Raw genomic sequence first — 25,617 nt, 5'->3', positions numbered from 1 at the left:
GGATATTAAGACCTTAGCGGACCCTACAAGCCATGAATAAAAATCTGCGCTTCAGCCACAAGATCCTGCTTGCAGCCTCCCTTATCGTCATCGCCGCCTTCGCGTTGTTTACCCTCTACAACGACTACCTGCAGCGCAATGCGATTCGTGACGACCTCAATAACTACCTGCACGAAATGGGGGACGTTACCGCCAGCAACATCCAGACCTGGCTCACCGGGCGTATCGCCCTGGTGGAAAACGCTGCGCAAAACATTGCCATCAACCCTGAACCCTCAGTGGTTGCCGGCCTGCTGGAACAGAAAGCGCTGACCTCTTCGTTCATGGCGACCTACGTCGGTGACAGCCAGGGCACCTTCACCATTCGTCCTGACACCAAGATGCCCGACGGCTTCGATCCGCGTGTTCGCCCCTGGTACAAGGGCGCCCAGGCCAGCAACGGTTCAACCCTGACCGAACCCTATATCGACGCGGCCACCGGCCAACTGATCATCTCCGTGGCCACCCCCAGTGCCAAGGGCGGCCAAAGTGTCGGCGTGGTCGGCGGTGACCTGAGCCTGCAAACCCTGGTGGATAACATTGGCGCGCTGGATTTTGGCGGCATGGGCTATGCCTTCCTGGTCAGTGCCGATGGCAAGGTACTGGTGCACCCGGACAAGGCTCTGGTAATGAAGACCCTGGCTGACGTGTATCCAAAGGACACGCCGAAGATCAGCGGCGACTTCAGCGAAGTACAAGCCAACGGCAAAACCAACATCGTGACCTTTACCCCGATCAAGGGCTTGCCATCGGTGAACTGGTACCTGGGCGTGTCGGTGGATAAAGCCAAATCGTTCGCCATGCTCAGTGAGTTCCGCACTTCGGCCGTGATCGCCACCCTCATCGCAGTAGTGATCATCATCGCCTTGCTGGGCATGTTGATCCGCGTGCTGCTGCAGCCACTGCACCTGATGACCCGGGCCATGCAAGACATCGCCGACGGCGAAGGCGACCTGACCCGCCGCCTGGTCATTCAGAACAACGATGAGTTCGGCACCCTGGGCACCGCTTTCAACCGTTTCGTGGAGCGCATCCACACCTCGATTCGCGAAGTGTCGTCAGCCACCGAGCAGGTCAATGAAGTAGCTCTGCGCGTGGTCAGCGCCTCCAACTCGTCGATGGTCAACTCCGACGAACAGGCCAACCGCACCAACAGCGTCGCCGCCGCCATCAACCAACTGGGTGCCGCCGCCCAGGAGATCGCACGCAACGCCGCACAAGCCTCCAATCAGGCCAGCGACGCCCGGCATTTGGCTGAAGACGGCCAGCAAGTCGTTGAGCGCAATATCAAGGCCATGACGCAGCTGTCGAGCATGATCAGCACCTCCAGCAGCAATATCGAAGCACTTAACAACAAGACCGTGAATATCGGCCAGATCCTGGAAGTGATCACCAGCATTTCCCAGCAAACCAACCTGCTGGCACTCAACGCCGCCATCGAAGCCGCGCGCGCCGGGGAAGCCGGGCGTGGCTTTGCGGTGGTAGCCGATGAAGTGCGCAACCTGGCCCATCGCACTCAAGAATCGGCGCAACAGGTGCAGACGATGATTGAGGAACTGCAAGTGGGCGCGCGGGATTCGGTCAGTACCATGAGTGAAAGCCAGCGTCACAGCCTGGACAGCGTGGAAATCGCCAACCTGGCCGGTGAGCGCTTGAACAGCGTGACCCAGCGCATTGGCGAGATCGACGGCATGAACCAGTCGGTCGCCACCGCCACTGAAGAACAGACCTCAGTGGTGGAGTCGATTAACATGGACATCACCGAGATCAACACCCTCAATCAGGAAGGGGTGGAAAACCTGCAATCGACGCTACGCGCCTGCTCGGACCTGGAACAACAGGCCTCGCGCCTGAAACAATTGGTGGGCAGCTTCCGGATCTGAGGTCCGCCACCTTAATCCACCTGTAGGAGCGAGCTTGCTCGCGAAAAACGTCAACGATAACGCGGGCTGCCTGAAGAAACGCGGAGTCTGTGAGTTTTTCGCGAGCAAGCTCGCTCCTACAGCGTGCTGTTTGTCCGCACCGTCATCCTGCGAATCTAAACCGAACATCTATCCTTACCTCAGGTCCATCTAGGGAGAGCAATGGATCGGAGGGATGTTCACCGTGCATATCGCTGACATAACCATGTTCTACGCCCCGGCCAGTGGTGGCGTACGCACTTACCTCGACGCCAAGCACCGGCGTCTGGCGCTCAAACCCGGGATTCGCCATAGCCTGTTGATCCCCGGCGCGCACTTGAGCGAACAGGACGGTGTCTTCAAGGTACCGGCCCCTGCTCTGCCCTTTGGCAAGGGTTATCGCTTCCCCCTTCGCTTGGCGCCATGGCGAAATGTCCTGCACGATTTACAGCCCGATCTGATCGAGGTCGGCGATCCGTACCTGACTGCCTGGGCCGCGCTGGACGCCCGGCGACAGTTGGATGTGCCGGTCATCGGTTTTTACCACTCCGACCTGCCGTTGCTGGTCAGTAACCGTATGGGCCCCTGGTTCACGCCGAACGTTGAAGCCTATGTCAGCAAGCTCTATGGGAATTTTGACCGAGTGCTCGCCCCCAGCCAGGTGATGGCCGACAAACTCAGTGGGCTCGGGGTAAGAAACGTATTCGTCCAACCCCTGGGTGTCGACCTGCACACCTTCACTCCGGAGGTGCGCGACCCCGGCCTGCGTGCCGAGTTGGGTATTGGCCAGGATACGCGGCTGTTGATTTTCGCCGGACGCGGTTCCAAGGAGAAAAACCTGCCGGTATTGCTCAACTGCATGAAGCGCCTGGGCGAGGGCTATCACTTGCTGCTGGTGGGCTCCGGTATGCCAGCCAGCGTGCCGGACAATGTCACTGTGATAGACGGGTTCCGCCCCGCCCACCATGTCGCCCGGCTGATGGCCAGCGCCGACGCCTTGCTGCATGGCGGCGACCAGGAAACCTTTGGCCTGGTGATTCTGGAAGCCATGGCCAGTGGCATCCCGGTCGTCGCCGTCGCGGCCGGGGCTTTCACCGAGATTGTCGATGAGCGCTGTGGCCTGCTGTGTGCGCCCAACAACCCGAAGGCGATGGCCGATTCGGTGCGCGAATTGTTCAGCGCCGACAGCCGGCGTCTGGGCGCCCAGGCTCGGCGCCATGTCGAGCAGCATTACGCGTGGGACACGGTGGTCGACAGCCTGCTGGGGCATTACTACGCAGTGCTGGGCAGTCATAAGCCGATGCTTGCCCATGGCTGAGCCTGCGCTGATGCTGGTGCTGCACGATGTGGCACCGAGTACTTGGACCGACTACCGACCCTTTGTCGAGGCCGTTGATGCCTTGGGTAACGTGCCCATCACCTGGCTGGTGGTGCCGGACTTCCACCACCATGATGCCCTGGCAGCCCACAGCGATTTTCGTCGCCTGCTCGACAGCCGTGTCGCCAAGGGTGACGAACTCACCTTGCACGGCTATTACCACTGCGATGACCAACCTGCGCCGCGTTCACCGAAAGAGTGGTTTATGCGGCGCATCTACACTCATGAAGGCGAGTTTTACCAGCTGTCCGAGGCCGAGGCGTTGCAGCGACTGACCGCCGGTATCGAAATATTCCAGCGCAATGACTGGCCGCTGCACGGCTTTGTCGCCCCGGCCTGGTTGATGAGCGACGGCACCCGCCAGGCCTTGCGCCAATTGCCGCTTTGCTACACCAGCGACCCACAGCATCTTTATCGCCTGCCTGACTTCACCCCCATCAAGGCCCCGGGCCTGGTCTGGAGCGCCCGCAGCGCCTGGCGCCGGGGCTTGTCCAAAGTCCTCAGCGACCAACGCGAGCAGCGCTGGCACAAGGCCCCGTTGATCCGATTGGGATTGCACCCGGTAGACATGCGTCACGAGTTTTCCCGTCGTTATTGGCTGCAAACCTTGCAACGCTTGCTCAACGCGGGTCGACGCCCCCACACCAAGGCTGCCTGGCTGAAGACGCAGTCATGGGCCGACTGATCTGGCTGCTGTTGGCCCTCTTGGTCGCGCTGCTGATACCCGCGTGGCTGGGCGGCGGCGAAACGGTTGCGCGCCTGCGGCAGTTTCCCTTCCCCCAACTAGTGGGGATGTTTGCCATGATTATCGGCTGCTGGCTGATCAACAGCCTGCGTCTGCGTCTGTTGCTGGGCGAGCAAGGCCGCCAACTGGGACGGCTCAAAAGCCTGGGTGCAGTGATATCGACCGAGTTCGCCATGTGCGCCACACCCGGCGGCAGCGGCGGACCGCTGACCCTGATGGCATTGCTGGCGCGCAATGGCATACGCCCTGCCCGTGCGAGCGCGGTATTCGCCATGGACCAGTTGAGCGACTTGTTGTTTTTTCTGTGCGCCCTGGCGGGAATTGTTTTGTATGCGCTGTTCCATAACCTCAACCCGCGCCTTGAATGGTTGCTGGGGCTCAGTGCCGTATCGATGATCGGCGGGGTCCTCACCGGCTTGGCGGTGGTGCGCTTTCATCGTCGGTTGATTCGCCTGGCCGGCGCGATGCTCAAGGCCATTAAGGTAAGGGCGCGCACGCGCCGACGCTGGGCCCGCAGGTTGCTGCGTTTTCTCGCGGCGTTCACTGCCACGCTGAAATTACCCTGGCCCTTATTGCTCGGGGTGTTCGCGCTGACCAGCCTGCATTGGTTACTGCGCTACAGCGTGTTGTACCTGGCGTTGCGCGGTTTGGGGGGTGATGTGCAGTGGGCCTTGAGCTTCCTGATCCAGATGCTGTCTCTGACGGCGGGGCAGTTCAGCCTGTTGCCGGGCGGTGCGGGCGCGGCGGAGTTGACGTCAGCGGCCCTACTGGCCCCCATGGTCGGCAAGTCCACTGCGGCAGCGGCTATCCTGATCTGGCGGGCGGTTACCTATTACTTCTATCTGCTGGCCGGCGCCCCAGTCTTTGTGCTGATGGTCGGCAAACCGTTGCTCAAGCGTCTTTTACAGGGTCGACAGGTGGCTCGTCCTGCACCTGCAGCTGTTCCCACAAACGGGCTGCATCGGGAAACTCAGTACCATCCTCGGCGCTCAGCGCCTGCGGGTCGTAGCGACTCAGACAGCCCTCGCCCACCGTAGCGGGCGCCCTGGAGGTGGCTTTATCGAGCGGATCGGTCATGGGCGCCTCCTTAAGGCAGGAATAAAAAAGGGCCTGAGGAGTTTTACTCCCAGGCCCCTGCTTATTCAACCCAAGCGGGTCGATCAGAAGACTACGGTCTTGTTGCCATGTACCAATACCCGATCCTCCAGGTGGTAACGCAGGCCACGGGCCAATACCATCTTCTCGACGTCACGGCCGAACCGCACCATGTCTTCGATACTGTCACTGTGGCTGACACGCACCACGTCCTGCTCGATGATCGGGCCGGCGTCCAGCTCTTCGGTGACGTAGTGGCACGTCGCACCAATCAACTTTACGCCACGCAGGGAGGCCTGGTGATACGGCTTGGCCCCAACAAAGGATGGCAGGAAACTGTGATGGATATTGATCACCTTACCGGCGTATTCACGGCACAGTTCAGGTGGCAGGATTTGCATGTAGCGCGCCAGCACCACCACATCCGCTTCATGCTGCTTGACCAGGCGCGACACCTCGGCGAACGCCGGCTCCTTGTCCTGCGGGTTGACCGGTACGTGGTAGTACGGGATGCCATGCCACTCGACCATGCTGCGCAGGTCGTCATGGTTGGAGATCACGCAGGCAATCTCGCAGTCCAGCTCGTCGCTGTGCCAACGATGCAGCAGGTCTGCCAGGCAGTGGGATTCGCGGCTGGCCATCAGCACTACGCGTTTCTTCTGTTCCGTGTCGGTGATGTGCCAGGTCATCGAAAACTCTTCGGCGATGGGCGCGAACGCCTCGCGGAAAGCTTCCAGGCCAAAGGGCAGCGTATCGGCACGGATTTCGTGACGCATGAAAAACCAACCGCTGAGATCGTCCGAGTGATGACTCGCCTCGGTGATCCAACCATTGTGGGAAGCCAGAAAGTTACTGACCTTGGCAACGATGCCAACCCGGTCCGGGCAAGCAATCACCAGCCGAAAAGTGCGCATTAGGGGGAACTCCAGAACTTCGCAAAGGCCGCTATTCTAGCGATTGCGCAGAAAAACTGCAGTATTCGTTGCGCCTTATTCTGCAGCCACCTCGTGACAACAGCCCTTAATAGCGTAAGGCCTTACCCTCGCTATATGACCGTACAACGGCAAGCTCAGACAGTTAGCGAAAATTAAGGTATTTATCTTTCGGCGTAACGGCTGCAATTAACACTTTTGCATCGCTTTGCCACAAACATTCAATCTCCTTCACATAAATATCGTCTTAAATGTTTACTTGGTGAAATTGCCTGACTATTATTAGGCCACTCACCCTGTCAATCAGCGTTCTACATAAGGTAGTCCACATGTCTCTGATCAACGAATACCGCGCCACTGAAGAAGCTATCAAAGAGCTGCAAGCCCGTTTGAAGAACCTGTCCCAAGACGACAAGCTGCAAACCGAGCTGGAATTCGAAGGCAAACTGCGCACCCTGATGGGTGAATACTCCAAATCGCTGCGTGACATCATCGCGCTGCTGGATCCAGAGTCGAAAGTTAAAGCGCCACGCGGTGCTGTAAAAACTACCGGCACCAAGCGTGCTCGCAAAGTCAAGCAATACAAAAACCCGCACAACGGCGAAGTGATTGAAACCAAAGGTGGCAACCACAAAACTCTGAAAGAGTGGAAAGCCAAGTGGGGCGGTGACGTAGTTGAAGGTTGGGCTACTCTACTGGGCTAAGCCTGGTCGGACGTTCCCCCGATACGCTACACATTAAAAACGCCAGCCTGCTGGCGTTTTTTATTGTCTGAATATTTTGTAATTACCGGCCTACAGGCTCAAGCGGGCCGCTAAAGAATCGGCATAGTCCTGCCATCCATCCAGCACCTGACGCTGGAATGAGGTGGCACTAAGCGCCAACTCCTCACGCGCCTGCTTAAATGCCATCAGGGTATTCGGTGCTCCCCATTGCGGATCCGACAAACGTTGCTGACAGAAAAGTCTCCAGCGTTGTTGTTCCTCGGCATTCAAGGTTTCAGGGAAGTTACGCGCGCGGTAGCGAAATAATAATTCCGGCAAACGATGGTCATCGAACGGCCACGACTGATGTGCTAATTGCGCGGGCTCCGCCAGGCGAACTTGTTCACATAAACGGCGATCCCGATCGCCAATAAAACCATCGTAGAGCTGCTGCTCCGGGTCCGCATTCGACGCAAAGTCTTCCTCGGCGTAAATGGCTGCCAACTTATCGCGCCAAACTTGCTGTGCGTCAGTTAGCCGCAGCGCCCGCGCCTGACAGGTGTCCATATCCAATTGCAAACGCTCGCGGTCTTGCGGGCGCAGCACCTTCAACGGTGCTACCACTGGGCAGCGGTTGATATGCAATAGTTTGAGAGGCACCGGCAGTTCACCGTCCGCCAACTCATCCCGGCGCGTATAGAGGCGCTCGCGCAAAGTCTGCGCATCCAGGTCCAGCAGCCCCTGTGGGTCGAGCCCAAGGTCGCAGACGATCAACGCATTGCGGTTGCGCGGGTGCCAGGCCAGGGGCAATACCACGCCCAGGTAATGGCGTTCGGCGGAAAAACGCCCGGAGATATGCACCATCGGTTGCAACAACCGCACCTCATCCATCACCCGCTGCTTGCTGCGCAGTTGAAATAACCACTCGTACAGCCTGGGCTGCTTTTCCCGGACCAATCGCGCCAGGGCGATGGTTGCACGCACATCAGACAACGCATCGTGTGCCTGACCATGATCAATGCCATTGGCTTGGGTCAGCCGCTCAAGCTTGAGGGTCACGCGCCCGTCTTGCTCAGGCCAGATAATTCCCTCCGGCCGCAACGCGTAGGCAGTGCGCATCACGTCGATCAAGTCCCAGCGGCTGTTGCCGCCCTGCCATTCGCGCGCGTAGGGGTCGAAAAAATTGCGATACAGGCTGTAGCGCGTCATTTCATCGTCAAATCGCAGGGTGTTGTAACCGGCGCCACAGGTGCCTGGCGCGGCCAGTTCGGCGTGCACCCGGGTCATGAAGTCGGCTTCGGCAAGGCCCTTCTGCGCGAGAACGCCTGGCGTGATACCGGTGATCGCGCACGCAGCCGGATGGGGCAGGATATCGTCGCCGGGCTGACAATAAAGATTGATCGGCGCACCGACCTCGTTGAGTTCAAGATCGGTGCGAATGCCGGCTACCTGGAGCGGGCGATCGTTGCGCGGGTTGATACCGGTGGTTTCATAGTCGTACCAGAAAATCGAGGTCACGGGCTATTCCTGTGCTGAAGACCGACAAAGTCTAGGCGTTGCAAGGCGTCTGGGGCCAGCGATACCTTTACTGTATAAATACCCAGCAAAACCTTGAGTGGTTGCTTCCAGCCTCGACACTGCTAGCATCCGTGTCTCTTACTCGCTTTGCACTGCCAAGGATCGCAATGCCACCAGCTCCTTTGGATACCCATTACCAAATCGAGACCCCGGAGGGGATCGACCTGCCCTTGCGCCCTGCCGGCCTGCCACCCAGGGCATTGGCCTTTGCATTCGATCTGGGCGTGCGTGGCATCATCATGGGTATCCTGCTGGTGCCCCTGGCACTGCTGGGCAATATTGGCCTCGGGCTGGGTTCGCTGCTGCTGTTCCTGGTGAGCTGGTGGTACATGGTGCTGTTCGAAGTGCTCAACCAGGGCTGCTCGCCGGGCAAGCAGGTCATGGGCCTGCGGGTGGTCCAGGATGATGGCACGCCCATTGGCTGGTCGGCTTCGCTGATCCGCAACCTGCTGCGCTTTGTCGACATGCTGCCTTTCGGCTATTTCCTCGGCGCGATCAGTTGCCTGCAACACCCGCACTTCAAGCGCCTGGGCGATCTGGCCGCCGGCACACTGGTGGTCTATCGCGAACTACCGCTGGTGCGCCCGCGTGTCCCTCAAGCGGCCGCGCTGCGCCCGCCCTTTGCACTGGAGCTGAGCGAACAGCGGGCCATACTCGGTTTTGCCGAGCGCCAGGCCGAGCTCTCTGCCGAACGCGTGCATGAGCTGGCCGCAATCCTCGCCACGCCCCTGCAAGTCCCCCCGGCACGCGCCGTGGAACAACTCAACGGTGTGGCACGTGGTTTATTGGGGCCGACATGAAGCAAAGCCTTTTTGAAAGCCGCCACCAGCCGCAATGGCAAACCTTCGCGCAGCAACTTGAGCAGTTGGAGCAAGGCAAAGCCAAGGATGGCGAGGTGGCGGACTTCCCTCACCAATATCGGCGCCTGTGCCAACACCTGGCCCTGGCCCAGCAGCGTGGCTACAGCAGCTACCTGGTAGACCGCCTGCAGCAACTGGCGCTGCGCGGCCATCAACAGTTATATCGCCATCGCCGCCAACTGGCGGCCAATGTACTGGCGTTCCTGCTCGCCGATTTCCCGCGCCTGGTACGTGAACAATGGCGCTTCGTACTGATCGCCGGTTTGCTGTTCTTTGGCAGCCTGGTGGGCATTGCGCTGCTGGTCTACCTGTTCCCCGACCTGATCTACAGCATCGTCAGCGCCCAACAGGTGGCCGAGATGCAGGGCATGTACGATCCCGCTGCCAGCCGCTTGGGACGCGCCGCCGAGCGCGCAGCCAGCGAGGACTGGATGATGTTTGGCTATTATGTGATGCACAATATCGGCATCGCCTTCCAGACGTTTGCCGCTGGCCTGTTGTTCGGCCTGGGCAGCGTGTTCTTTCTGGTTTTCAACGGTTTGATGATCGGCGCGGTCTCGGGGCACCTGACCGACATTGGCTATGGGCAGACCTTCTGGTCATTCGTCATCGGTCATGGCGCATTCGAATTGAGCGCCATTGCGCTGGCCGGTGCTGCGGGTTTGCAATTGGGTTGGTCATTGATCGCTCCCGGGCGGCTGCCACGAGGCGAGGCCTTGCGCCTGGCAGCCCACAAGAGCGTGCGGATGCTCTGCGGGGTCATGGTGTTTCTGCTGATCGCGGCGTTCATCGAAGCCTATTGGTCCTCCACCACCCACTTCGAGCCCTGGCTCAAATACCTGGTAGGCACTGCGCTCTGGCTACTGGTGGCTGTTTACCTGATCTTCGCCGGACGGGCTCGCCATGCGCCTGACTGACGCCAGCGTGGTGATTCGCCCGCGCACTTCCTGGGAAGCCATGGACCTGGGCGTCCTGATGGCCAGGCAACATCGTTTGCTGCTGATGGGCAGTTGGGCAATGGTGAGCCTTCCTGTGTTTATTGCGCTGACCGTGCTGCTGTGGAATTACCCGTCGCTGGCCATGTTTCTGTTCTGGTGGCTCAAGCCGGCTTTCGACCGCCTGCCGCTGTACATTCTTTCCAAGGCCCTGTTTGGCGAGCGCCCCAGTCTCAAACAGGCCGTTCGCCGGTGGCCACACCTGCTCAAGGGGCAACTGTTTGCCAGCCTGACCTGGCGCCGCCTGAGCATGAGCCGCAGCTTCACACTGCCGGTCAGTCAACTTGAAGGGCTCGCGGGGCAGGCGCGGCAACAGCGCCTGGGGATATTACTGCAACGTAACGCCGGTGCCGCCCGCTGGCTGACGATTATTGGGGTACACCTGGAAATCGGCCTGTGGTTCGGCGCCATGGCGCTGTTCTATTTATTCATCCCCCAGCAGCTGGAAATGGATTGGGACTGGCAGCGCCTGGCGCTGGCAACCAGCTCAAACGTGCTGTGGGTGGAGCACCTGGGCAATGCCTTTTACGCACTGGTCCTGGTGTTTTGGGAACCCATCTACGTTGCCTGTGGCTTCAGCCTGTACCTCAACCGTCGTACAGCTCTTGAAGCCTGGGACCTGGAGTTGGTATTCCGCCGGTTGCGTCAGCGCCTGAGTAGCGTTGCAGCGCTGTTGCTGCTGGCCGTCGGCTTGGCGCTGATACCGTTCAGCCCATCCGCCATGGCCGATGAAACAACGGGCCACAAGCCACTCAATACACAGGCTGCCAGTCAGTCCATCAAGGCACTGCTGGACAAGCCGCCCTTCAAGAACCCGGAAACCGTCACCCGCTATCGGTTTGGTGAAGAAAAGCCGCCAGTCAAAAACACAGCCCGTGGCGACGGTAAACTACCCGACTGGCTCCAGGCCTTACTCGACAACCTCAACAGAGACAGCTTCAAGCCCCTCGCCAAAACCCTGGAAATACTGCTGTGGAGCCTGTTGATTGGCGGACTTGCCCTGGTGGGATGGCGTTACCGGGAGTGGCTGCGCACCTTTGTCAGCCGCAACCGGCGTGCCCGCCCTGAACCCCCCACACCTCCCCCTGCTCAGTTGTTCGGGCTGGAACTGGGGGTCGAGACATTGCCGCAAGACATCGCCAGCGCCGCCGAACAGTTATGGCCCACCCAGCCACGGCAAGCCCTTGGTTTGCTGTATCGCGGCCTGCTCAGCCGCCTGCTGCATGAATTCAATTTGCCGCTCAAAAGCGCCGACACCGAAGGCCAGGTGCTGGAGCGCGTTCAACAGTTGCAGCAACCGCAGTTGCTGGCGTTCAGCGACGAACTGACGCGTCACTGGCAAAACCTCGCCTATGGTCATCGCTTGCCGCCCTCCTCAACCCAACAAAAGCTGTGCAGCGATTGGCGCACTCTGTTCACTGACGGAGCCAGCCAATGAAACGGCCATTATTGTGGTTGGCGCTGCTACTGGTAGGCCTGCTGGGTGTGGGTGGCTTGTATGCCTGGCATAAGGCAATCCCCTATGACGAAGTAGTGGATCGCGGCCCGTCGCCGGATGCACTGGCCAATCCTTATTTGGCCGCCGAGCATTTTCTGCACCAGCAAGGCCTGGTGGTGGAACACGCCAACGGCCTTGAGCAGCTTGCGAACCTACCGGCCAAAGGCCATAGCCTGTTGCTGCTGGGGGAGCGCAGCAACATGACCCCGCGCCAGGTCGAGCAACTGCTGGCGTGGGCAAAGTCCGGCGGGCACCTGCTGCTGGTCGCCGAGGCATTGTGGGACGAGGAAACCGGCAAGAGCGGCGACCTGTTGCTTGATCGCCTTGATATCCACCAGGCCTTGAGCGAAACCTTCGATGAACCGGCGCCCGCACGTAAAAAGCCCGCGGCAGACCTGACCAAATTTTATGTCGACAATGAAACTGACCCGGCGTATTTCAGTTTTGACACCGACTTCAACCTTATCGACCCCAAGCACCTGGCGCAGTTTTCCGCCAACAGCGCCGATTCAAGCCACCTGATGCAACTCAACCTGGGGCAAGGCCGCGTCACTGTGATTACCGATAGCGACCTGTGGAAAACCCCAAACATCGGCAAACACGATAACGCCTGGTTGCTGTGGTACCTGACCCAGGAGACTGACGTAACCTTGCTGTTCAACAGTGACACGGACGATCTGCTGACCCTGTTGATCCGATATTTCCCACAGGCCCTCATCGCCCTTGCTGCACTGATCGCCCTGGCGCTGTGGCAGGCCGCCATGCGCCAGGGCCCGATCCAGGCACCGGTCCCCAAGGCACGTCGGCAACTTCAGGAACATTTGAAGGCCAGCGCCGATTTCCTGCTGCGCCGCAGCGGTCAGGGCACCTTGCTGCAAGCCTTGCAGCACGACCTCCTGCGCGCCGCTCGGCGGCGCCATCCAGGCTTTGAGCATCTCACTGCAGCAGAGCAGCGGCGGGTGCTGGAACACCTGACGCGACACCCCCCTCATATCATCAGCCAGGCGCTCGAACCACTGACGCAGAAACGGCTCTCCAGCGCCGATTTCAGCCGACAGGTTGCGTGCCTGCAAACCCTCAGGAATGCCTTATGAGCGACTCTCCAATGGCCACCGCCCTGACCGCCGAAAACCTGCAACGTGCCAGCCAGCAGGCCCAGGCCCTGCGGGTGGAATTGCGCAAGGCCGTGATTGGCCAGGATCAGGTGATTGACGATGTGCTCACCGCCTTGATCGCAGGTGGCCATGTACTGCTTGAAGGTGTACCCGGCCTTGGCAAAACCTTGCTGGTACGGGCACTGGCCCGGTGCTTTGGCGGTGATTTCGCCCGTATCCAGTTCACCCCGGACCTGATGCCCAGCGATGTCACCGGCCACGCCGTGTACGACCTGCAGACTGAACAGTTCAAACTGCGCAAGGGGCCCGTGTTTACCCACCTGTTGCTGGCCGACGAAATCAACCGCGCCCCGGCCAAAACCCAGGCAGCGTTGCTCGAAGCCATGCAGGAACGCCAGGTCACCCTGGAGGGCGAGGCATTGCCCATCGGCCAGCCCTTCATGGTGCTGGCGACTCAGAACCCCATCGAGCAGGAAGGCACCTACCCATTACCCGAGGCCGAGCTGGACCGGTTCATGCTCAAGCTGCGCATGGACTACCCCGACGCCCAACAAGAACTGGACATGGTCCGCGAAGTGACACGCTCGTCCAGGGCAGACATGCTGGATGTGCAACCGTTGCGCACGGTGCTGCAAGCCGAGGATGTGGTGCTGATGCAGCAGATCGCCAGTGACCTGCCCCTGGATGAACAAGTGCTCGATTACGCTGTGCGCCTGGCTCGCGCCACGCGCAGTTGGCCAGGGCTGACCCTCGGTGCCGGGCCCAGAGCATCTATCGCCCTGGTACGCGGCGGCCGGGCCCGGGCGCTGCTGCGTGGTGCAGAATTCGTGACGCCCGATGACATCAAGGGCTGTGCCCTGGCAGTGCTGCGACATCGGGTACGCATTGCGCCGGAACTGGACATCGACGGCCTGGAGGTAGACCAGGTGCTCAAGCAGTTGCTGGACCAAGTTGCGGCACCAAGGCAATGACACGGCCATGAAACCAACCCGTTTGCTGCTGATCTGGCTGGGTGTGCTGCTTGGCCTGAACATCGTGTTGGGCGCTTCGGTTGCGTTGCAGATCAAGGTACCTGAAACCTTGCAGTCAGTGGCCTGGGGCCTGCTTCTGGCGTTGCTGCTGCTGGCGCTGCTGGATGCCGCACGCTTGCATCGATGCCCCTCGGCGCGCGTCCACAGGAAATTGCCCAGCAGCCTGGCGCTGGGGCGCTGGGAGGAAGTGCGCCTGTGCCTGGAGCACGACTATCCTCAGCCACTGACCGTGCAGGTATTCGATCACGTGCCCGATGGCCTGAGTGTGGATAACTTGCCTCAATCCATCCAATTGCGCCCCGGCGAGCACGGCGAGCTAGGCTATCGCGTTCGCCCCTTGCGACGCGGGCATTTCAGTTTCAGTCGCTGCGAACTTTGGCTGCCCAGCCCATTGGGCTTGTGGTCGGCACGGCGATGGGTCCAAACCCCCGACGCCACCCGGGTCTACCCGGATTTCGCCCGTTTGTACGGTGCGCAATTGCTGGGGGTGGATAACTGGCTGAGCCAGCTGGGCGTGCGCCAACATCAACGCAGGGGATTAGGCCTGGAGTTTCATCAATTGCGCGAGTTTCGTGAAGGTGACAGCCTGCGCCAGATCGACTGGAAGGCCACCGCCCGGCAACGCACACCAATTGCCCGGGAATACCAGGACGAACGCGACCAGCAAATCGTATTCATGCTCGATTGCGGCCAGCGCATGCGCAGCCAGGATGCCGAGCTATCCCATTTCGACCACGCCCTCAACGCCTGCCTGCTCTTGAGCTACGTCGCCTTGCGACAGGGCGATGCCGTGGGTTTATGCACCTTTGCCGGCGACCAACCGCGCTACCTGAAGCCGGTCAAGGGCAGTGGCCAGTTGAACACCTTGCTCAATGCTGTCTACGACTTGGAGGCCACCCGAAAAACCGCCGACTATGAGGCGGCCGCCCATCAATTGCTGGCACGGCAAAAACGCCGGGCACTGGTGATCATCGTCACCAACCTGCGAGATGAGGATGATGAAGCGCTGATGAGCGCCGTCAAACGAATCGGCAGGCAACACCGCGTACTGGTGGCCAGCCTCAGAGAGGAAGTTCTCGATCAACTGCGCCTGGCCCCTGTGCAAACACTCCCCGAAGCACTGGCCTACAGCGGCGCAATCGATTACCTCAACGCCCGCAACCAACTCCATGATCGCTTGAGCGCTCATGGGCTTTCAGTACTGGATACGTTGCCGTCAGAACTGGGCGCCACACTGGTGACGCGCTACCTGGGATGGAAAAAAGCCGGGGTTTTCTAACTGGCAGTGTTCAGACAGAGGCCTGTTGAGAATCAAAGCTGAAGTATTGCAACAAGGCGCTGATCAACTGCCCGTACTCTTCGGGCGGCTGCTGCACGCGAAATCCGGAGTCGTAATGCTGGGGATTCACGTCCTCGCGGCTCCACAAGCAGGTCGCCGTGAGATCAATCATATAAAACTCGCCTTGCGCCGCTGGAATTTTCAAGCAGAGCTCGAAATCCACGTCGATCATCATGGGTAACTGGCTGATCAACATCAGCCCATCTTCAGACACATTGCCCAAAAAACCGATCGGCTTGTCGGTTATACGGTTGAACACCTGCAAAAAGTAAGGTAATTGATGCCGTTCGATCCGTCGCTCAGTAAACATAATTATGTCGCCATCCAATAGCCAGAGTATGACCGTGCAGTGATTCGGAACAAGCAGCTGCTCGCTCTCCCTGTATCTCGGTGTGACGACGGATACCACCTGTCGTCAGACTGCTACCGAATCAGGGCCTTGCATCCGTTCGAATGGAAACCTATACAAACGGACATTCAAAGAATAGCCCAAGACTGGCGACGGGCCAGCTATGAAATGACAAATATCATTACAAAGACGCAGGCCGTGGTTTTGCGACGCTCCCGCCCTGGTAATGCCCCAGTTGCTGCAAGGTATCGAGCCGGGCACGGGCGCGGTAGGCATACTCGCTCGACGGGTATTGGCTGATGATGAACTGATAGGTTTGTGCGGCATCGACAAACAGTTTTTGTCGCTCCAGGCACTGCCCGCGCAACATCGAAACCTCCGGCTGCACATAGCGACGGGTCCGGCTTTCGCGGTCGACCTGGGACAATTCCAGGGTGACACGTGCGCAGTCGCCCACCCCATAGGCACGGTAGGCGTTGTTCAAATGGTGGTCCATGGACCAGCGGGTACAGCCGACAACACTGACGGCCAGGGCAGCAACAAGCAAAATTCGCATGGGGGTTCTCCTGTCATGTGCAGTGTATCGACCCCCGAGCGAAAATCTTCAAGGCTGTTTGCCTCTCCAACCGCAGCAAAAACAAAGGCAATCGTCGATAAGTAGTGCAAACGAACAATGACTACAACGAAAGAGCATAGTAGCCTTCCCCAGCGCTTGAACTCAGGAGTCTGTGCATGTCCGTCCGTCGTACCAAAATCGTCGCCACCCTTGGCCCGGCCAGCAACTCGCCGGAAGTCCTCGAACAGCTGATTCTGGCTGGTTTGGACGTTGCCCGTCTGAACTTCTCCCACGGCACCCCGGACGAGCACAAGGCTCGCGCCAAGCTGGTGCGTGACCTGGCCGCCAAACATGGCCGCTTCGTTGCATTGCTGGGTGACCTGCAAGGCCCGAAAATCCGTATCGCCAAATTCGCCAACAAGCGGATCGAGCTGAAGATCGGTGACAAGTTCACCTTCTCCACCAGCCACCCGCTGACCGAAGGCACCCAGGACGTCGTCGGTATCGACTACCCCGACCTGGTCAAGGATTGCGGCGTCGGTGACGAACTGCTGCTGGACGACGGCCGCGTGGTTATGCGCGTCGACACCGCGACCCCAACCGAACTCCACTGCACCGTGATCATCGGCGGCCCGCTGTCCGACCATAAAGGCATCAACCGCCGTGGTGGCGGCCTGACAGCGCCGGCCCTGACTGAAAAAGACAAGGCCGACATCAAGCTCGCCGCCGAAATGGAAGTCGACTACCTCGCCGTGTCCTTCCCGCGCGACGCCGCCGACATGGAATACGCCCGCAAACTGCGCGACGAAGCCGGCGGTACCGCCTGGCTGGTGGCGAAGATCGAACGTGCCGAAGCCGTGGCCGACGATGAAACCCTCGACGGTCTGATCAAGGCTTCCGACGCCGTGATGGTTGCCCGTGGCGACCTGGGCGTGGAAATCGGTGACGCCGAGCTGATCGGTATCCAGAAGAAGATCATCCTGCACGCACGCCGCCACAATAAAGCGGTGATCGTCGCGACCCAGATGATGGAGTCGATGATCCAGAACCCGATGCCGACCCGCGCCGAAGTGTCCGACGTGGCCAACGCCGTGCTCGACTACACCGACGCCGTGATGCTCTCGGCTGAAAGTGCCGCCGGCCCTTACCCGCTGGAAGCCGTCCAGGCCATGGCACGCATCTGCGTCGGCGCTGAAAAGCACCCGACCAGCAAGACCTCCAGCCACCGCATCGGCAAGGTCTTCGAAAGCTGCGACCAGAGCATCGCCCTGGCAGCCATGTACACCGCCAACCACTTCCCGGGCGTTAAAGCGATCATCGCCTTGACCGAAAGTGGCTACACGCCGTTGATCATGTCGCGCATCCGCTCCTCGGTGCCGATCTACGCGTTCACCCCACACCGCGAAGCCCAGGCCCGCGCGGCCATGTTCCGTGGCGTGTACACCATCCCGTTCGACCCGGCGTCGCTGGCACCGAACGAAGTCAGCCAGAAGGCGATCGACGAGCTGGTCAAACGCGGTGTCGTGGAGAAAGGCGACTGGGTCATCCTGACCAAGGGCGACAGCTACCACACCACCGGTGGCACCAATGGCATGAAGATCCTGCATGTGGGCGACCCACAGGTCTGACTGACACGCTGAAAATACAAAGGCCCCGCCATGAAAATGGTGGGGCCTTTTGCATTTCAGTGCAGGCCACTGTGTTGAATTTCAGGGCCTCATCGCAGGCAAGCCAGCTCCCACAATAGTCAGACAACTCGGTCTACTGTGGGAGCTGGCTTGCCTGCGATGGCGTCATCAGCACCGGGCGATAAACTCCGATACAGCCTTGAACAGGCTTTTCATAAAGTGAACGGGCGGGATAGAAACACATCTGCCAGCAATTGATTACGCGGCAGTCCCGCCAGGAACAAGCGCTTGGAAAAGGCCTCGACGCTGGCAGGGTGCCCGCAAAGCAAGGCCAGGGTATGCCGGGAAGCCAGCCGCAGTTGCGCCAGTGCCGGCTGCAACTGCGCCGCAGTCAATAGCTCCACGGTCAGGTGCCCATGTTGCGCGGCAAGCGCTGCCAGGGGTTCAGCCAGATAATGAGCTTCGGCCTCATGAGCCAGGTGAATCACGCGAATCTCGCCTTGATGATCCTGGCGCAGTGCCTCGCGCAACACACCCCACAAGGGCCCCAGGCCAGTACCGGACGCCAGCAGCCACAACGGCCGCGATTGCCAATCAGGGTCGTAGTGCAGCGCTCCACCCCGCAGTTCGCCCAAGCGTAGAGGCTCACCGACCTTCAACTGTCGTGCGGCATCGCTGAAGGCACCGGGTTGACGGCAATCGATATGGAACTCCAGATACGGCTCCTCCTGGGGCAAACTCGCCAGGGAATAAGGGCGTGCCACCTGCCCCGCCCACAGCACCAAATGCTGCCCGGCCCTGTACCGCAGGGCACGTTCCGGTTGCAGGCGCAGGCGCAGTACCGTCGAGCTCAGCCAATCGGCGCCCACCACATGGGCGGGCAGGCCATCGCGCTGAGGGTCAAACGCTTCGACCTTCAGGTCCGCAATGACCCGGCACTGGCACGCCAGGCGCCAACCTTGCTGGCGCTGCGTCGGGCTCAGGGCTTCGGGCTGCTGGTCGTCAACCTCATCCTCGCAACGCACCAGGCACGCATGGCAACTGCCGGCCCGGCAACTGAAGGGCACGGCCACGCCGGCCTGATTCAAGGCATCCAGCAGATTGCTGCCGAGGGATACAGACCAGTGGCGTTCGCCGACGTACAGTTCAGGCATATAAAGACTCAATCATAAGGAGCGCGCACAGGGAATCATGCCTGCGACAGTTTGACCATAGTCGGGTGTATCGGCCACCGTGCCGGGTTATACTGCCGCGCCTTTTTAGCGTCGCGCCTGCACCATTTTGGCGTGCCTTGGAAAGGTGAGCTCAGCGGACCGATGCAACACTGAGCCCACCTTTATTGAATGTTCCCTTATAGAGGAGCGCGACTCATGACCGTGATCAAGCAAGACGACCTGATTCAGAGCGTTGCCGACGCCCTGCAATTCATTTCCTACTACCACCCCGTTGATTTCATCCAGGCCATGCACGAAGCCTACCTGCGCGAAGAGTCGCCGGCGGCCCGTGATTCCATCGCCCAGATCCTGATCAACTCGCGCATGTGCGCCACCGGCCACCGCCCGATCTGCCAGGACACCGGTATCGTCACCGTGTTCGTGCGCGTGGGCATGGATGTACGTTGGGATGGCGCCACCATGGGCCTGGACGACATGATCAACGAAGGCGTGCGTCGCGCCTACAACCTGCCGGAAAACGTTCTGCGCGCCTCGATCCTCGCCGACCCGGCAGGCGCGCGCAAGAACACCAAGGACAACACCCCGGCGGTGATCCACTACTCCATCGTCCCGGGTAACACCGTGGAAGTGGACGTGGCAGCCAAGGGCGGCGGTTCCGAGAACAAGTCGAAAATGGCCATGCTCAACCCGTCCGACTCGATCGTCGACTGGGTGCTCAAGACTGTTCCGACCATGGGCGCCGGCTGGTGCCCACCGGGTATGCTCGGCATCGGTATCGGCGGCACTGCCGAGAAAGCCGCGGTGATGGCCAAGGAAGTGTTGATGGAATCCATCGACATCCACGAGCTGAAAAAGCGCGGCCCGCAGAACCGTATCGAAGAGATGCGCCTGGAGCTGTTCGAGAAGGTCAACCAACTGGGCATCGGCGCCCAGGGCCTGGGTGGCCTGACCACCGTGCTCGACGTGAAGATCATGGACTACCCAACCCACGCCGCGTCCCTGCCGGTGTGCATGATCCCCAACTGCGCCGCCACCCGTCACGCGCACTTCGTGCTCGACGGTTCGGGCCCGGCGTCGCTGGAAGCGCCATCGCTGGACGCCTACCCGGAAATCGTCTGGGAAGCCGGCCCATCGGCCCGCCGCGTCAACCTCGACACCCTGACCCCGGAAGAAGTGCAGAGCTGGAAGCCGGGCGAAACCGTGTTGCTCAACGGCAAGATGCTCACCGGTCGCGACGCGGCGCACAAGCGCATGGTCGAGATGCTGAACAAGGGCGAAACCCTGCCGGTGGACCTCAAGGGTCGCTTTATCTACTACGTCGGCCCGGTTGATCCGGTGCGTGAAGAAGTGGTTGGCCCGGCGGGCCCGACCACCGCGACGCGGATGGACAAGTTCACCCGTCAGATCCTGGAGCAAACCGGCCTGTTGGGCATGATCGGCAAGTCCGAGCGCGGCCCTACCGCTATCGAAGCGATCAAGGATCACAAGGCCGTGTACCTGATGGCCGTGGGCGGTGCCGCTTACCTGGTGGCGCAAGCAATCAAGAAGTCGCGCGTGGTGGCATTCGCCGAACTGGGGATGGAAGCCATCTACGAGTTCGACGTAAAAGACATGCCGGTTACCGTTGCAGTCGATAGCAACGGCGAATCTGTACACATCACCGGTCCTGCCATCTGGCAGAAAAAGATCAGTGAGAGCCTGGCGGTGGAAGTGCAGTAAGCGCTTTCTCCACAAGCATAAAGGCGACTGCGGCCCATGGCCCAGTCGCCTTTTTTATACCTGAAGCGATTGCTATGGCGAACGCTGTGAAATGTGGGAGCTGGCTTGCCTGCGATGACATCAAACCGGTGTGACTGAAGCACCGAGGTGTCTGCATCGCAGGCAAGCCGGCTCCCACACAAGCTCGTTCGCCACAAGATCCAGACAGCTCATGCTATGGTGCTCGCCCCTCACTGTGCCTGCTCATCATCGTATGATCGTGATCCCTCGCCCTCTGCGTCTGACGTTTTACTCGTTGCTGATCATCGCCGGCGCAGTGCTGGCCGCCGCCTTGGCCACCCGCCATGCCGAACGCCAGGCCCTGGTGGATGAGGCCGCCCGCGCCAATCAGCAACTGGCGCTGTACGCCAACTCTCTGCACACCCTGATCGAACGCTACCGCGCCCTGCCCGCCGTGCTGGCACTGGACTCAGAGATGATCCGCGCGCTGAAGGGCCCACTCGATAGCGCCACCCAGGATGCACTCAATCGCAAGCTCGAACGCATCAACGGCGCCGCCCAGTCCTCCACCCTGGAGCTGATGGACCGCACCGGCCTGGCAGTGGCCGCCAGCAACTGGAATTTGCCCAGCAGCTATGTCGGCCACAATTACGCGTTCCGTCCGTATTTCAGCCAGACCTTGAGCCAAGGCACGGGGCGTTTTTACGCGGTGGGGGTGACGACCGGCATTCCGGGGTACTTCCTGTCCAGTGCAGTGGTCGATGAGCAAGAGCAATTCCTTGGCGCCATGGTCGTCAAGCTGGAGTTCCCGGAACTGGAACGCGAATGGGCCCAGGGCAATGACTTGCTGCTGGTCAGCGATGCCCGCGGCATTGTGTTTATCGCCAACCAGCCGGGCTGGCGGTATCGCAACCTGCGGCCGTTGTCGGTGAGTGACCTGGCAGAACTCAAGGCCACCCGCCAATATGACAAGAAGCAGCTGCAACCACTGGAAACCCAGACCCTGCAGCGCTTCGACGATAACAGCCACCTGATGCGCGTCAACGGCCCGGACGGCAGCGCCAACTACATCTGGGAAGCCCTGCCGCTCAAAGCCGAAGGCTGGACCCTGCACCTGCTGCGCAAACCGCAATTTCCGTTTGAAGACCAGCGCAACGCCGGCCTCGCCGCCGCCGGGTCCTGGCTGGCGCTGGTGTTTCTGGTGCTGTTCCTGAGTCAACGCTGGCGCCTGGCTCGCCTTCGCCAACGCAGCCGCGAAGAACTCGAACACCTGGTAGAAGAACGCACCCAGGCCTTGCGCACCGCCCAGGATGGCCTCGTGCAGTCAGCCAAACTGGCGGCGCTGGGGCAGATGTCTGCCGCCCTTGCCCATGAAATCAACCAACCGCTGACTGCCCAACGCATGCAGCTGGCCACCCTGCGACTGTTGCTCGACCATGGCCGTGTGGACGATGCCTACAAGGCGCTCACGCCGCTGGATGACATGCTCACGCGCATGGCCGCGCTTACCGGCCACCTCAAGACCTTTGCGCGCAAAAGCCCCAGCGGCCTGCGCGAACGCCTGGATCTGGCCAGCGTGGTCGACCAGTCCCTGCACCTGCTCGACGCGCGTTTGCGCGATGAAGCCATCGGCGTAGTGCTGGACCTGGCCCGCCCGGCCTGGGTACGCGGCGACGCGATTCGCCTGGAACAGGTGCTGATCAACCTGCTGCGCAACGCCCTGGACGCCATGGCCGACAAGCCGCGCAAACGCCTGGAAATTCGTCTGCACGCCGATCAGCAGCTGTGGCAGTTGAGCGTCAGCGACAGCGGTGGCGGGATTGCCGAAGAACATTTGAACAACGTATTCGACCCGTTTTTCACCACCAAACCGGTGGGTGACGGGCTCGGCTTGGGGCTGGCGGTGTCCTACGCTATCGTGCATGAATTGGGCGGGCGCCTGACCGCCGGCAATCGTGGCGACGGCGCGGTGTTTACCCTGACCCTGCCCGTCGCACTGGAGACACCCGACCTATGTTGAACGCAGTGATTGTGGTGGATGACGAAGCCAGCATTCGTACGGCCGTCGAGCAGTGGCTGAGCCTTTCGGGGTTTGATGTTCAGTTGTACAGCCGTGCCGAGGAATGCCTGGCGCACCTGCCCAGGGACTTTGCCGGGGTGATCTTGAGCGATGTGCGCATGCCCGGGCTCAGTGGCCTTGAACTGCTGGCCGAGGTACAGCGGCGCGATGCCGACTTGCCGGTGATTTTGCTCACCGGCCATGGCGACGTGCCGATGGCCGTCGAAGCCATGCGCGACGGCGCCTACGACTTCCTGGAAAAACCCTTCAGCCCCGATGCACTGCTCAACAGCCTGCGTCGTGCGTTGGACAAGCGCGGCCTGATCCTGGAAAACCGTCGCCTGCACCAACAGGCCGATCATCGTGCACAACTGGAATCCAGCCTGCTGGGGGTGTCCAAGGGCCTGCAAACCCTGCGTCGCCAGGTGTTGGACCTGGCGACGCTACCGGTCAACGTGTTGATTCGGGGTGAAACCGGCAGCGGCAAAGAGCTGGTTGCCCGCTGCCTGCATGATTTCGGCCCACGCGCCAAGAAGCCGTTTGTGGCGCTCAATTGCGCAGCGATCCCCGAGCAGTTGTTTGAAGCCGAGCTGTTCGGCCACGAAAGCGGCGCGTTCACCGGCGCTCAGGGCAAGCGTATCGGCAAGCTGGAGTACGCCCACGGCGGCACCCTGTTCCTCGACGAAATCGAAAGCATGCCTCTGGCGCAACAGGTAAAACTATTGCGCGTGTTGCAAGAGCAGAAACTGGAGCGTTTGGGTTCCAACCAGAGCATCAATGTCGACCTGCGCATCATCGCCGCCACCAAGCCGGACCTGCTCGAAGAAGCACGCGCCGGACGTTTTCGCGAGGACCTGGCTTATCGCCTGAACGTCGCCCAACTGCGCCTGCCACCGCTGCGCGAGCGTCGCGAAGATATTCCGCTGTTGTATGAGCATTTCGCTCAAAGCGCCGCCGAGCGTCTGGGCCGCCATCTTGAGCCACTGAGTGGGCCGCAGCTGAGTCGCCTGCTCAGCCATGACTGGCCGGGCAACGTGCGTGAACTGGCTAACGTCGCCGAGCGCCAGGTGTTGGGCCTTGGAGAACCTGAACCGGAAGGTATTGAGCCTGGGCAATCGCTGGCGGCGCAGCAGGAGGCTTTCGAGGCGCATTGCCTGAAAGCCGCGCTGACCCGGCATAAAGGCGATATCAAAGCGGTGCTGGCCGAGTTGCAACTGCCGCGTCGCACCTTTAATGAAAAGATGCAGCGGCATGGGTTGGCGAGGGAGATGTTTCTGTAGCGACCTTCTGATCGTCATCGGGGGCAGGCCCCCTCCCACAGTTTGATTTGTGAATACATTCAAGTGTGGGAGGGGCGGTGCGACAATTCGACTTGCTCCCGATGACGCCCGCAGCCATAAGCGGATTTCCGCTCACCACCCAAAAATCATCGGCAATTTTCCGCTCAAAAAAATCCTGTAACCCTTCTATTCCGGGCCTTCATCCACCTGGCACAGCTTCTGCTATAGCCCAAGTCAGGCAGTGCTCAAGCACGCTCCATAAAAACAACTAGATGAAGGATCCTTCAATGGATAACTCCAACTCCCTGCCTCTGGGATCGGCGTCTGCGCCGGCAAAAGAACGCTCCACCTCCAGCCGTATCAAGTCGATCTTCAGTGGATCGGTCGGCAACATGGTCGAGTGGTATGACTGGTACGTCTACGCCGCCTTCTCGCTGTACTTCGCCAAGACCTTCTTCCCCGCCGGCTCTTCCACCGCACAGTTGATGAACACTGCCGCCATCTTTGCCGTGGGCTTCATCATGCGCCCCATCGGCGGCTGGTTGATGGGGCTCTACGCCGACTACAAGGGTCGCAAGGCCGCCTTGATGGCCTCGGTATTGCTGATGTGCTTCGGTTCGCTGCTGATCGCCCTGACACCGGGTTATGACACGATTGGTATCGGCGCGCCGATCCTGCTGGTGTTCGCACGCTTGCTGCAGGGCCTGTCGGTAGGCGGCGAGTACGGTACGTCAGCCACCTACCTGAGTGAGATGGCGACCAAGGAACGTCGTGGTTTCTTCTCCAGCTTCCAGTACGTGACGCTGATCTCCGGCCAGCTCATCGCCCTGGCAGTATTGATCGTGCTGCAACAAACACTGACCACCGAGCAGTTGTATGCCTGGGGCTGGCGTATCCCGTTCGCCATCGGCGCCCTGTGCGCAGTCGTTGCGCTGTTCCTGCGTCGCGGCATGGAAGAAACCGAATCGTTCACCAAAAAGGAAAAAGCCAAGGAAAGCGCCATGCGCACCTTGATGCGTCACCCCAAGGAAGTGATGACCGTCGTCGGCCTGACCATGGGTGGCACCCTGGCCTTCTACACCTACACCACCTACATGCAGAAATACCTGGTGAACACCGTCGGCATGAGCATCTCCGACTCCACCACCATTTCGGCGGCGACGCTGTTTCTGTTCATGTGCCTGCAACCCCTGGTTGGGGGGCTGTCGGACAAGGTCGGTCGCCGGCCGATCCTGATTGCCTTCGGCTTGCTCGGTACCCTGTTCACCGTGCCGATCCTCACCACGCTGCATACCATCCAAAGCTGGTGGGGCGCGTTCTTCCTGATCATGGCGGCGCTGATCATCGTCAGCGGCTATACCTCGATCAACGCTGTGGTGAAAGCAGAACTGTTCCCTACGGAAATCCGCGCACTGGGCGTAGGCCTGCCGTATGCATTGACCGTTTCGATCTTCGGCGGTACCGCTGAAGTCATCGCACTGTGGTTCAAAAACATCGGCATGGAGACGGGCTATTACTGGTACGTGACCGCGTGTATCGCGGTGTCGCTGGTGGTCTATGTGACCATGAAGGACACGCGTAAACACTCGCGTATTACCACAGACTAAAAATCGGGGGAGCGGGCTTGCTCCCGATAGCGGC

At 60.3% G+C, this 25,617-nt stretch carries 21 protein-coding genes and 1 pseudogene; 17 read left to right on the top strand and 5 right to left on the bottom strand.

Features of this window, described 5'->3' with window-relative positions:
* Positions 1 to 32: 32 nt before the first annotated feature.
* From JFT63_RS30055 to JFT63_RS08790, 5 genes and pseudogenes are all read left to right on the top strand, one after another.
* A pseudogene (locus tag JFT63_RS30055) lies at positions 33 to 1,064 on the top strand (cache domain-containing protein); the annotation flags it as partial.
* Positions 1,065 to 1,157: 93 nt separating this feature from the next.
* Positions 1,158 to 1,922 (top strand): methyl-accepting chemotaxis protein, encoded by a 765-nt coding sequence (locus tag JFT63_RS30050; protein WP_407071394.1) that lies wholly within the window; start codon positions 1,158 to 1,160, stop codon positions 1,920 to 1,922.
* A gap of 214 nt (positions 1,923 to 2,136) precedes the next feature.
* Positions 2,137 to 3,258, top strand: coding sequence for a glycosyltransferase family 4 protein (locus JFT63_RS08800; RefSeq protein WP_186560426.1), 1,122 nt, complete (start codon positions 2,137 to 2,139; stop codon positions 3,256 to 3,258).
* Positions 3,251 to 4,003: a DUF2334 domain-containing protein gene (locus JFT63_RS08795; RefSeq protein ID WP_198843793.1), complete on the top strand. Its 753-nt coding sequence runs from the start codon at positions 3,251 to 3,253 to the stop codon at positions 4,001 to 4,003. The genes JFT63_RS08800 and JFT63_RS08795 overlap by 8 nt, the downstream gene beginning before the upstream one ends.
* The gene (locus tag JFT63_RS08790; protein ID WP_198843792.1) at positions 3,991 to 5,100 is read left to right on the top strand and encodes a lysylphosphatidylglycerol synthase transmembrane domain-containing protein; all 1,110 of its coding nucleotides are present in this window, start codon (positions 3,991 to 3,993) and stop codon (positions 5,098 to 5,100) included. The genes JFT63_RS08795 and JFT63_RS08790 overlap by 13 nt, the downstream gene beginning before the upstream one ends.
* Positions 5,101 to 5,223: 123 nt before the next feature.
* On the opposite strand, the gene purU is transcribed toward JFT63_RS08790, so the two are convergent.
* A complete protein-coding gene (gene purU / locus JFT63_RS08785; protein ID WP_005790961.1) occupies positions 5,224 to 6,072 on the bottom strand; it encodes a formyltetrahydrofolate deformylase in 849 nt (282 codons plus the stop codon).
* Between the two features lie 347 nt (positions 6,073 to 6,419).
* Between purU and mvaT the strand changes: the two genes are divergently transcribed.
* Entirely contained in the window at positions 6,420 to 6,794 is a 375-nt protein-coding gene (gene mvaT / locus JFT63_RS08780) for a histone-like nucleoid-structuring protein MvaT (RefSeq protein WP_005790963.1), read from the top strand.
* 90 nt (positions 6,795 to 6,884) lie between these two features.
* Here the strand turns inward: mvaT and sbcB are convergent, their stop codons facing one another.
* Positions 6,885 to 8,312 (bottom strand): exodeoxyribonuclease I, encoded by a 1,428-nt coding sequence (gene sbcB / locus JFT63_RS08775; protein ID WP_057704405.1) that lies wholly within the window; start codon positions 8,310 to 8,312, stop codon positions 6,885 to 6,887.
* Positions 8,313 to 8,479: 167 nt separating this feature from the next.
* Here sbcB and JFT63_RS08770 point away from each other — a divergent pair, with 167 nt between their 5' ends.
* From JFT63_RS08770 to JFT63_RS08745, 6 genes are read left to right on the top strand one after another with little or no spacing between them, the layout of a single operon-like run.
* Entirely contained in the window at positions 8,480 to 9,172 is a 693-nt protein-coding gene (locus tag JFT63_RS08770; RefSeq protein ID WP_186560422.1) for an RDD family protein, read from the top strand.
* Positions 9,169 to 10,149, top strand: coding sequence for a stage II sporulation protein M (locus tag JFT63_RS08765; RefSeq protein WP_198843791.1), 981 nt, complete (start codon positions 9,169 to 9,171; stop codon positions 10,147 to 10,149). Before JFT63_RS08770 ends, JFT63_RS08765 begins: the two co-directional genes overlap by 4 nt.
* The gene (locus JFT63_RS08760) at positions 10,136 to 11,665 is read left to right on the top strand and encodes a DUF4129 domain-containing protein (RefSeq protein WP_198843790.1); all 1,530 of its coding nucleotides are present in this window, start codon (positions 10,136 to 10,138) and stop codon (positions 11,663 to 11,665) included. The genes JFT63_RS08765 and JFT63_RS08760 overlap by 14 nt, the downstream gene beginning before the upstream one ends.
* Positions 11,662 to 12,819: a DUF4350 domain-containing protein gene (locus JFT63_RS08755; protein ID WP_198843789.1), complete on the top strand. Its 1,158-nt coding sequence runs from the start codon at positions 11,662 to 11,664 to the stop codon at positions 12,817 to 12,819. The genes JFT63_RS08760 and JFT63_RS08755 overlap by 4 nt, the downstream gene beginning before the upstream one ends.
* Positions 12,816 to 13,811 (top strand): AAA family ATPase, encoded by a 996-nt coding sequence (locus tag JFT63_RS08750; RefSeq protein ID WP_198843788.1) that lies wholly within the window; start codon positions 12,816 to 12,818, stop codon positions 13,809 to 13,811. Before JFT63_RS08755 ends, JFT63_RS08750 begins: the two co-directional genes overlap by 4 nt.
* Positions 13,812 to 13,818: 7 nt before the next feature.
* Positions 13,819 to 15,150, top strand: coding sequence for a DUF58 domain-containing protein (locus JFT63_RS08745; protein WP_198843787.1), 1,332 nt, complete (start codon positions 13,819 to 13,821; stop codon positions 15,148 to 15,150).
* A gap of 10 nt (positions 15,151 to 15,160) precedes the next feature.
* Here JFT63_RS08745 and JFT63_RS08740 read toward each other — a convergent pair whose 3' ends face one another.
* Positions 15,161 to 15,520 (bottom strand): PilZ domain-containing protein, encoded by a 360-nt coding sequence (locus JFT63_RS08740; RefSeq protein WP_186560413.1) that lies wholly within the window; start codon positions 15,518 to 15,520, stop codon positions 15,161 to 15,163.
* Between the two features lie 220 nt (positions 15,521 to 15,740).
* Complete coding sequence (locus JFT63_RS08735; protein ID WP_057704397.1) at positions 15,741 to 16,115, bottom strand: tetratricopeptide repeat protein; 375 nt, start codon at positions 16,113 to 16,115, stop codon at positions 15,741 to 15,743.
* A gap of 176 nt (positions 16,116 to 16,291) precedes the next feature.
* Here JFT63_RS08735 and pyk point away from each other — a divergent pair, with 176 nt between their 5' ends.
* Positions 16,292 to 17,743 carry a pyruvate kinase gene (gene pyk, locus JFT63_RS08730; protein WP_005790976.1) on the top strand — a complete coding sequence of 484 codons (1,452 nt, stop codon included), beginning with the start codon at positions 16,292 to 16,294 and terminating at the stop codon, positions 17,741 to 17,743.
* Positions 17,744 to 17,955: 212 nt separating this feature from the next.
* Here the strand turns inward: pyk and JFT63_RS08725 are convergent, their stop codons facing one another.
* A complete protein-coding gene (locus JFT63_RS08725) occupies positions 17,956 to 18,897 on the bottom strand; it encodes an iron-sulfur-binding ferredoxin reductase (RefSeq protein ID WP_198843786.1) in 942 nt (313 codons plus the stop codon).
* Positions 18,898 to 19,113: 216 nt separating this feature from the next.
* Here JFT63_RS08725 and JFT63_RS08720 point away from each other — a divergent pair, with 216 nt between their 5' ends.
* The 4 genes from JFT63_RS08720 (at position 19,114) to JFT63_RS08705 (ending at position 25,583) form a co-directional block, all read left to right on the top strand.
* The gene (locus JFT63_RS08720; protein ID WP_032879675.1) at positions 19,114 to 20,637 is read left to right on the top strand and encodes a fumarate hydratase; all 1,524 of its coding nucleotides are present in this window, start codon (positions 19,114 to 19,116) and stop codon (positions 20,635 to 20,637) included.
* 253 nt (positions 20,638 to 20,890) lie between these two features.
* Positions 20,891 to 22,657, top strand: a complete 1,767-nt coding sequence (locus JFT63_RS08715) for an ATP-binding protein (RefSeq protein ID WP_198843785.1) — start codon at positions 20,891 to 20,893, stop codon at positions 22,655 to 22,657.
* Positions 22,651 to 23,976 carry a sigma-54-dependent transcriptional regulator gene (locus JFT63_RS08710; RefSeq protein ID WP_198706751.1) on the top strand — a complete coding sequence of 442 codons (1,326 nt, stop codon included), beginning with the start codon at positions 22,651 to 22,653 and terminating at the stop codon, positions 23,974 to 23,976. The genes JFT63_RS08715 and JFT63_RS08710 overlap by 7 nt, the downstream gene beginning before the upstream one ends.
* A gap of 287 nt (positions 23,977 to 24,263) precedes the next feature.
* Positions 24,264 to 25,583 carry an MFS transporter gene (locus tag JFT63_RS08705; protein WP_198843784.1) on the top strand — a complete coding sequence of 440 codons (1,320 nt, stop codon included), beginning with the start codon at positions 24,264 to 24,266 and terminating at the stop codon, positions 25,581 to 25,583.
* Positions 25,584 to 25,617: the final 34 nt, after the last annotated feature.

It is taken from the genome of Pseudomonas sp. MF7453 (genome assembly GCF_016405455.1).
GTDB lineage: Bacteria > Pseudomonadota > Gammaproteobacteria > Pseudomonadales > Pseudomonadaceae > Aquipseudomonas > Aquipseudomonas paralactis.
The sequence above is the reverse complement of the archived record's forward strand: the minus strand, read 5'-3'. Positions and strand labels throughout refer to the sequence as shown.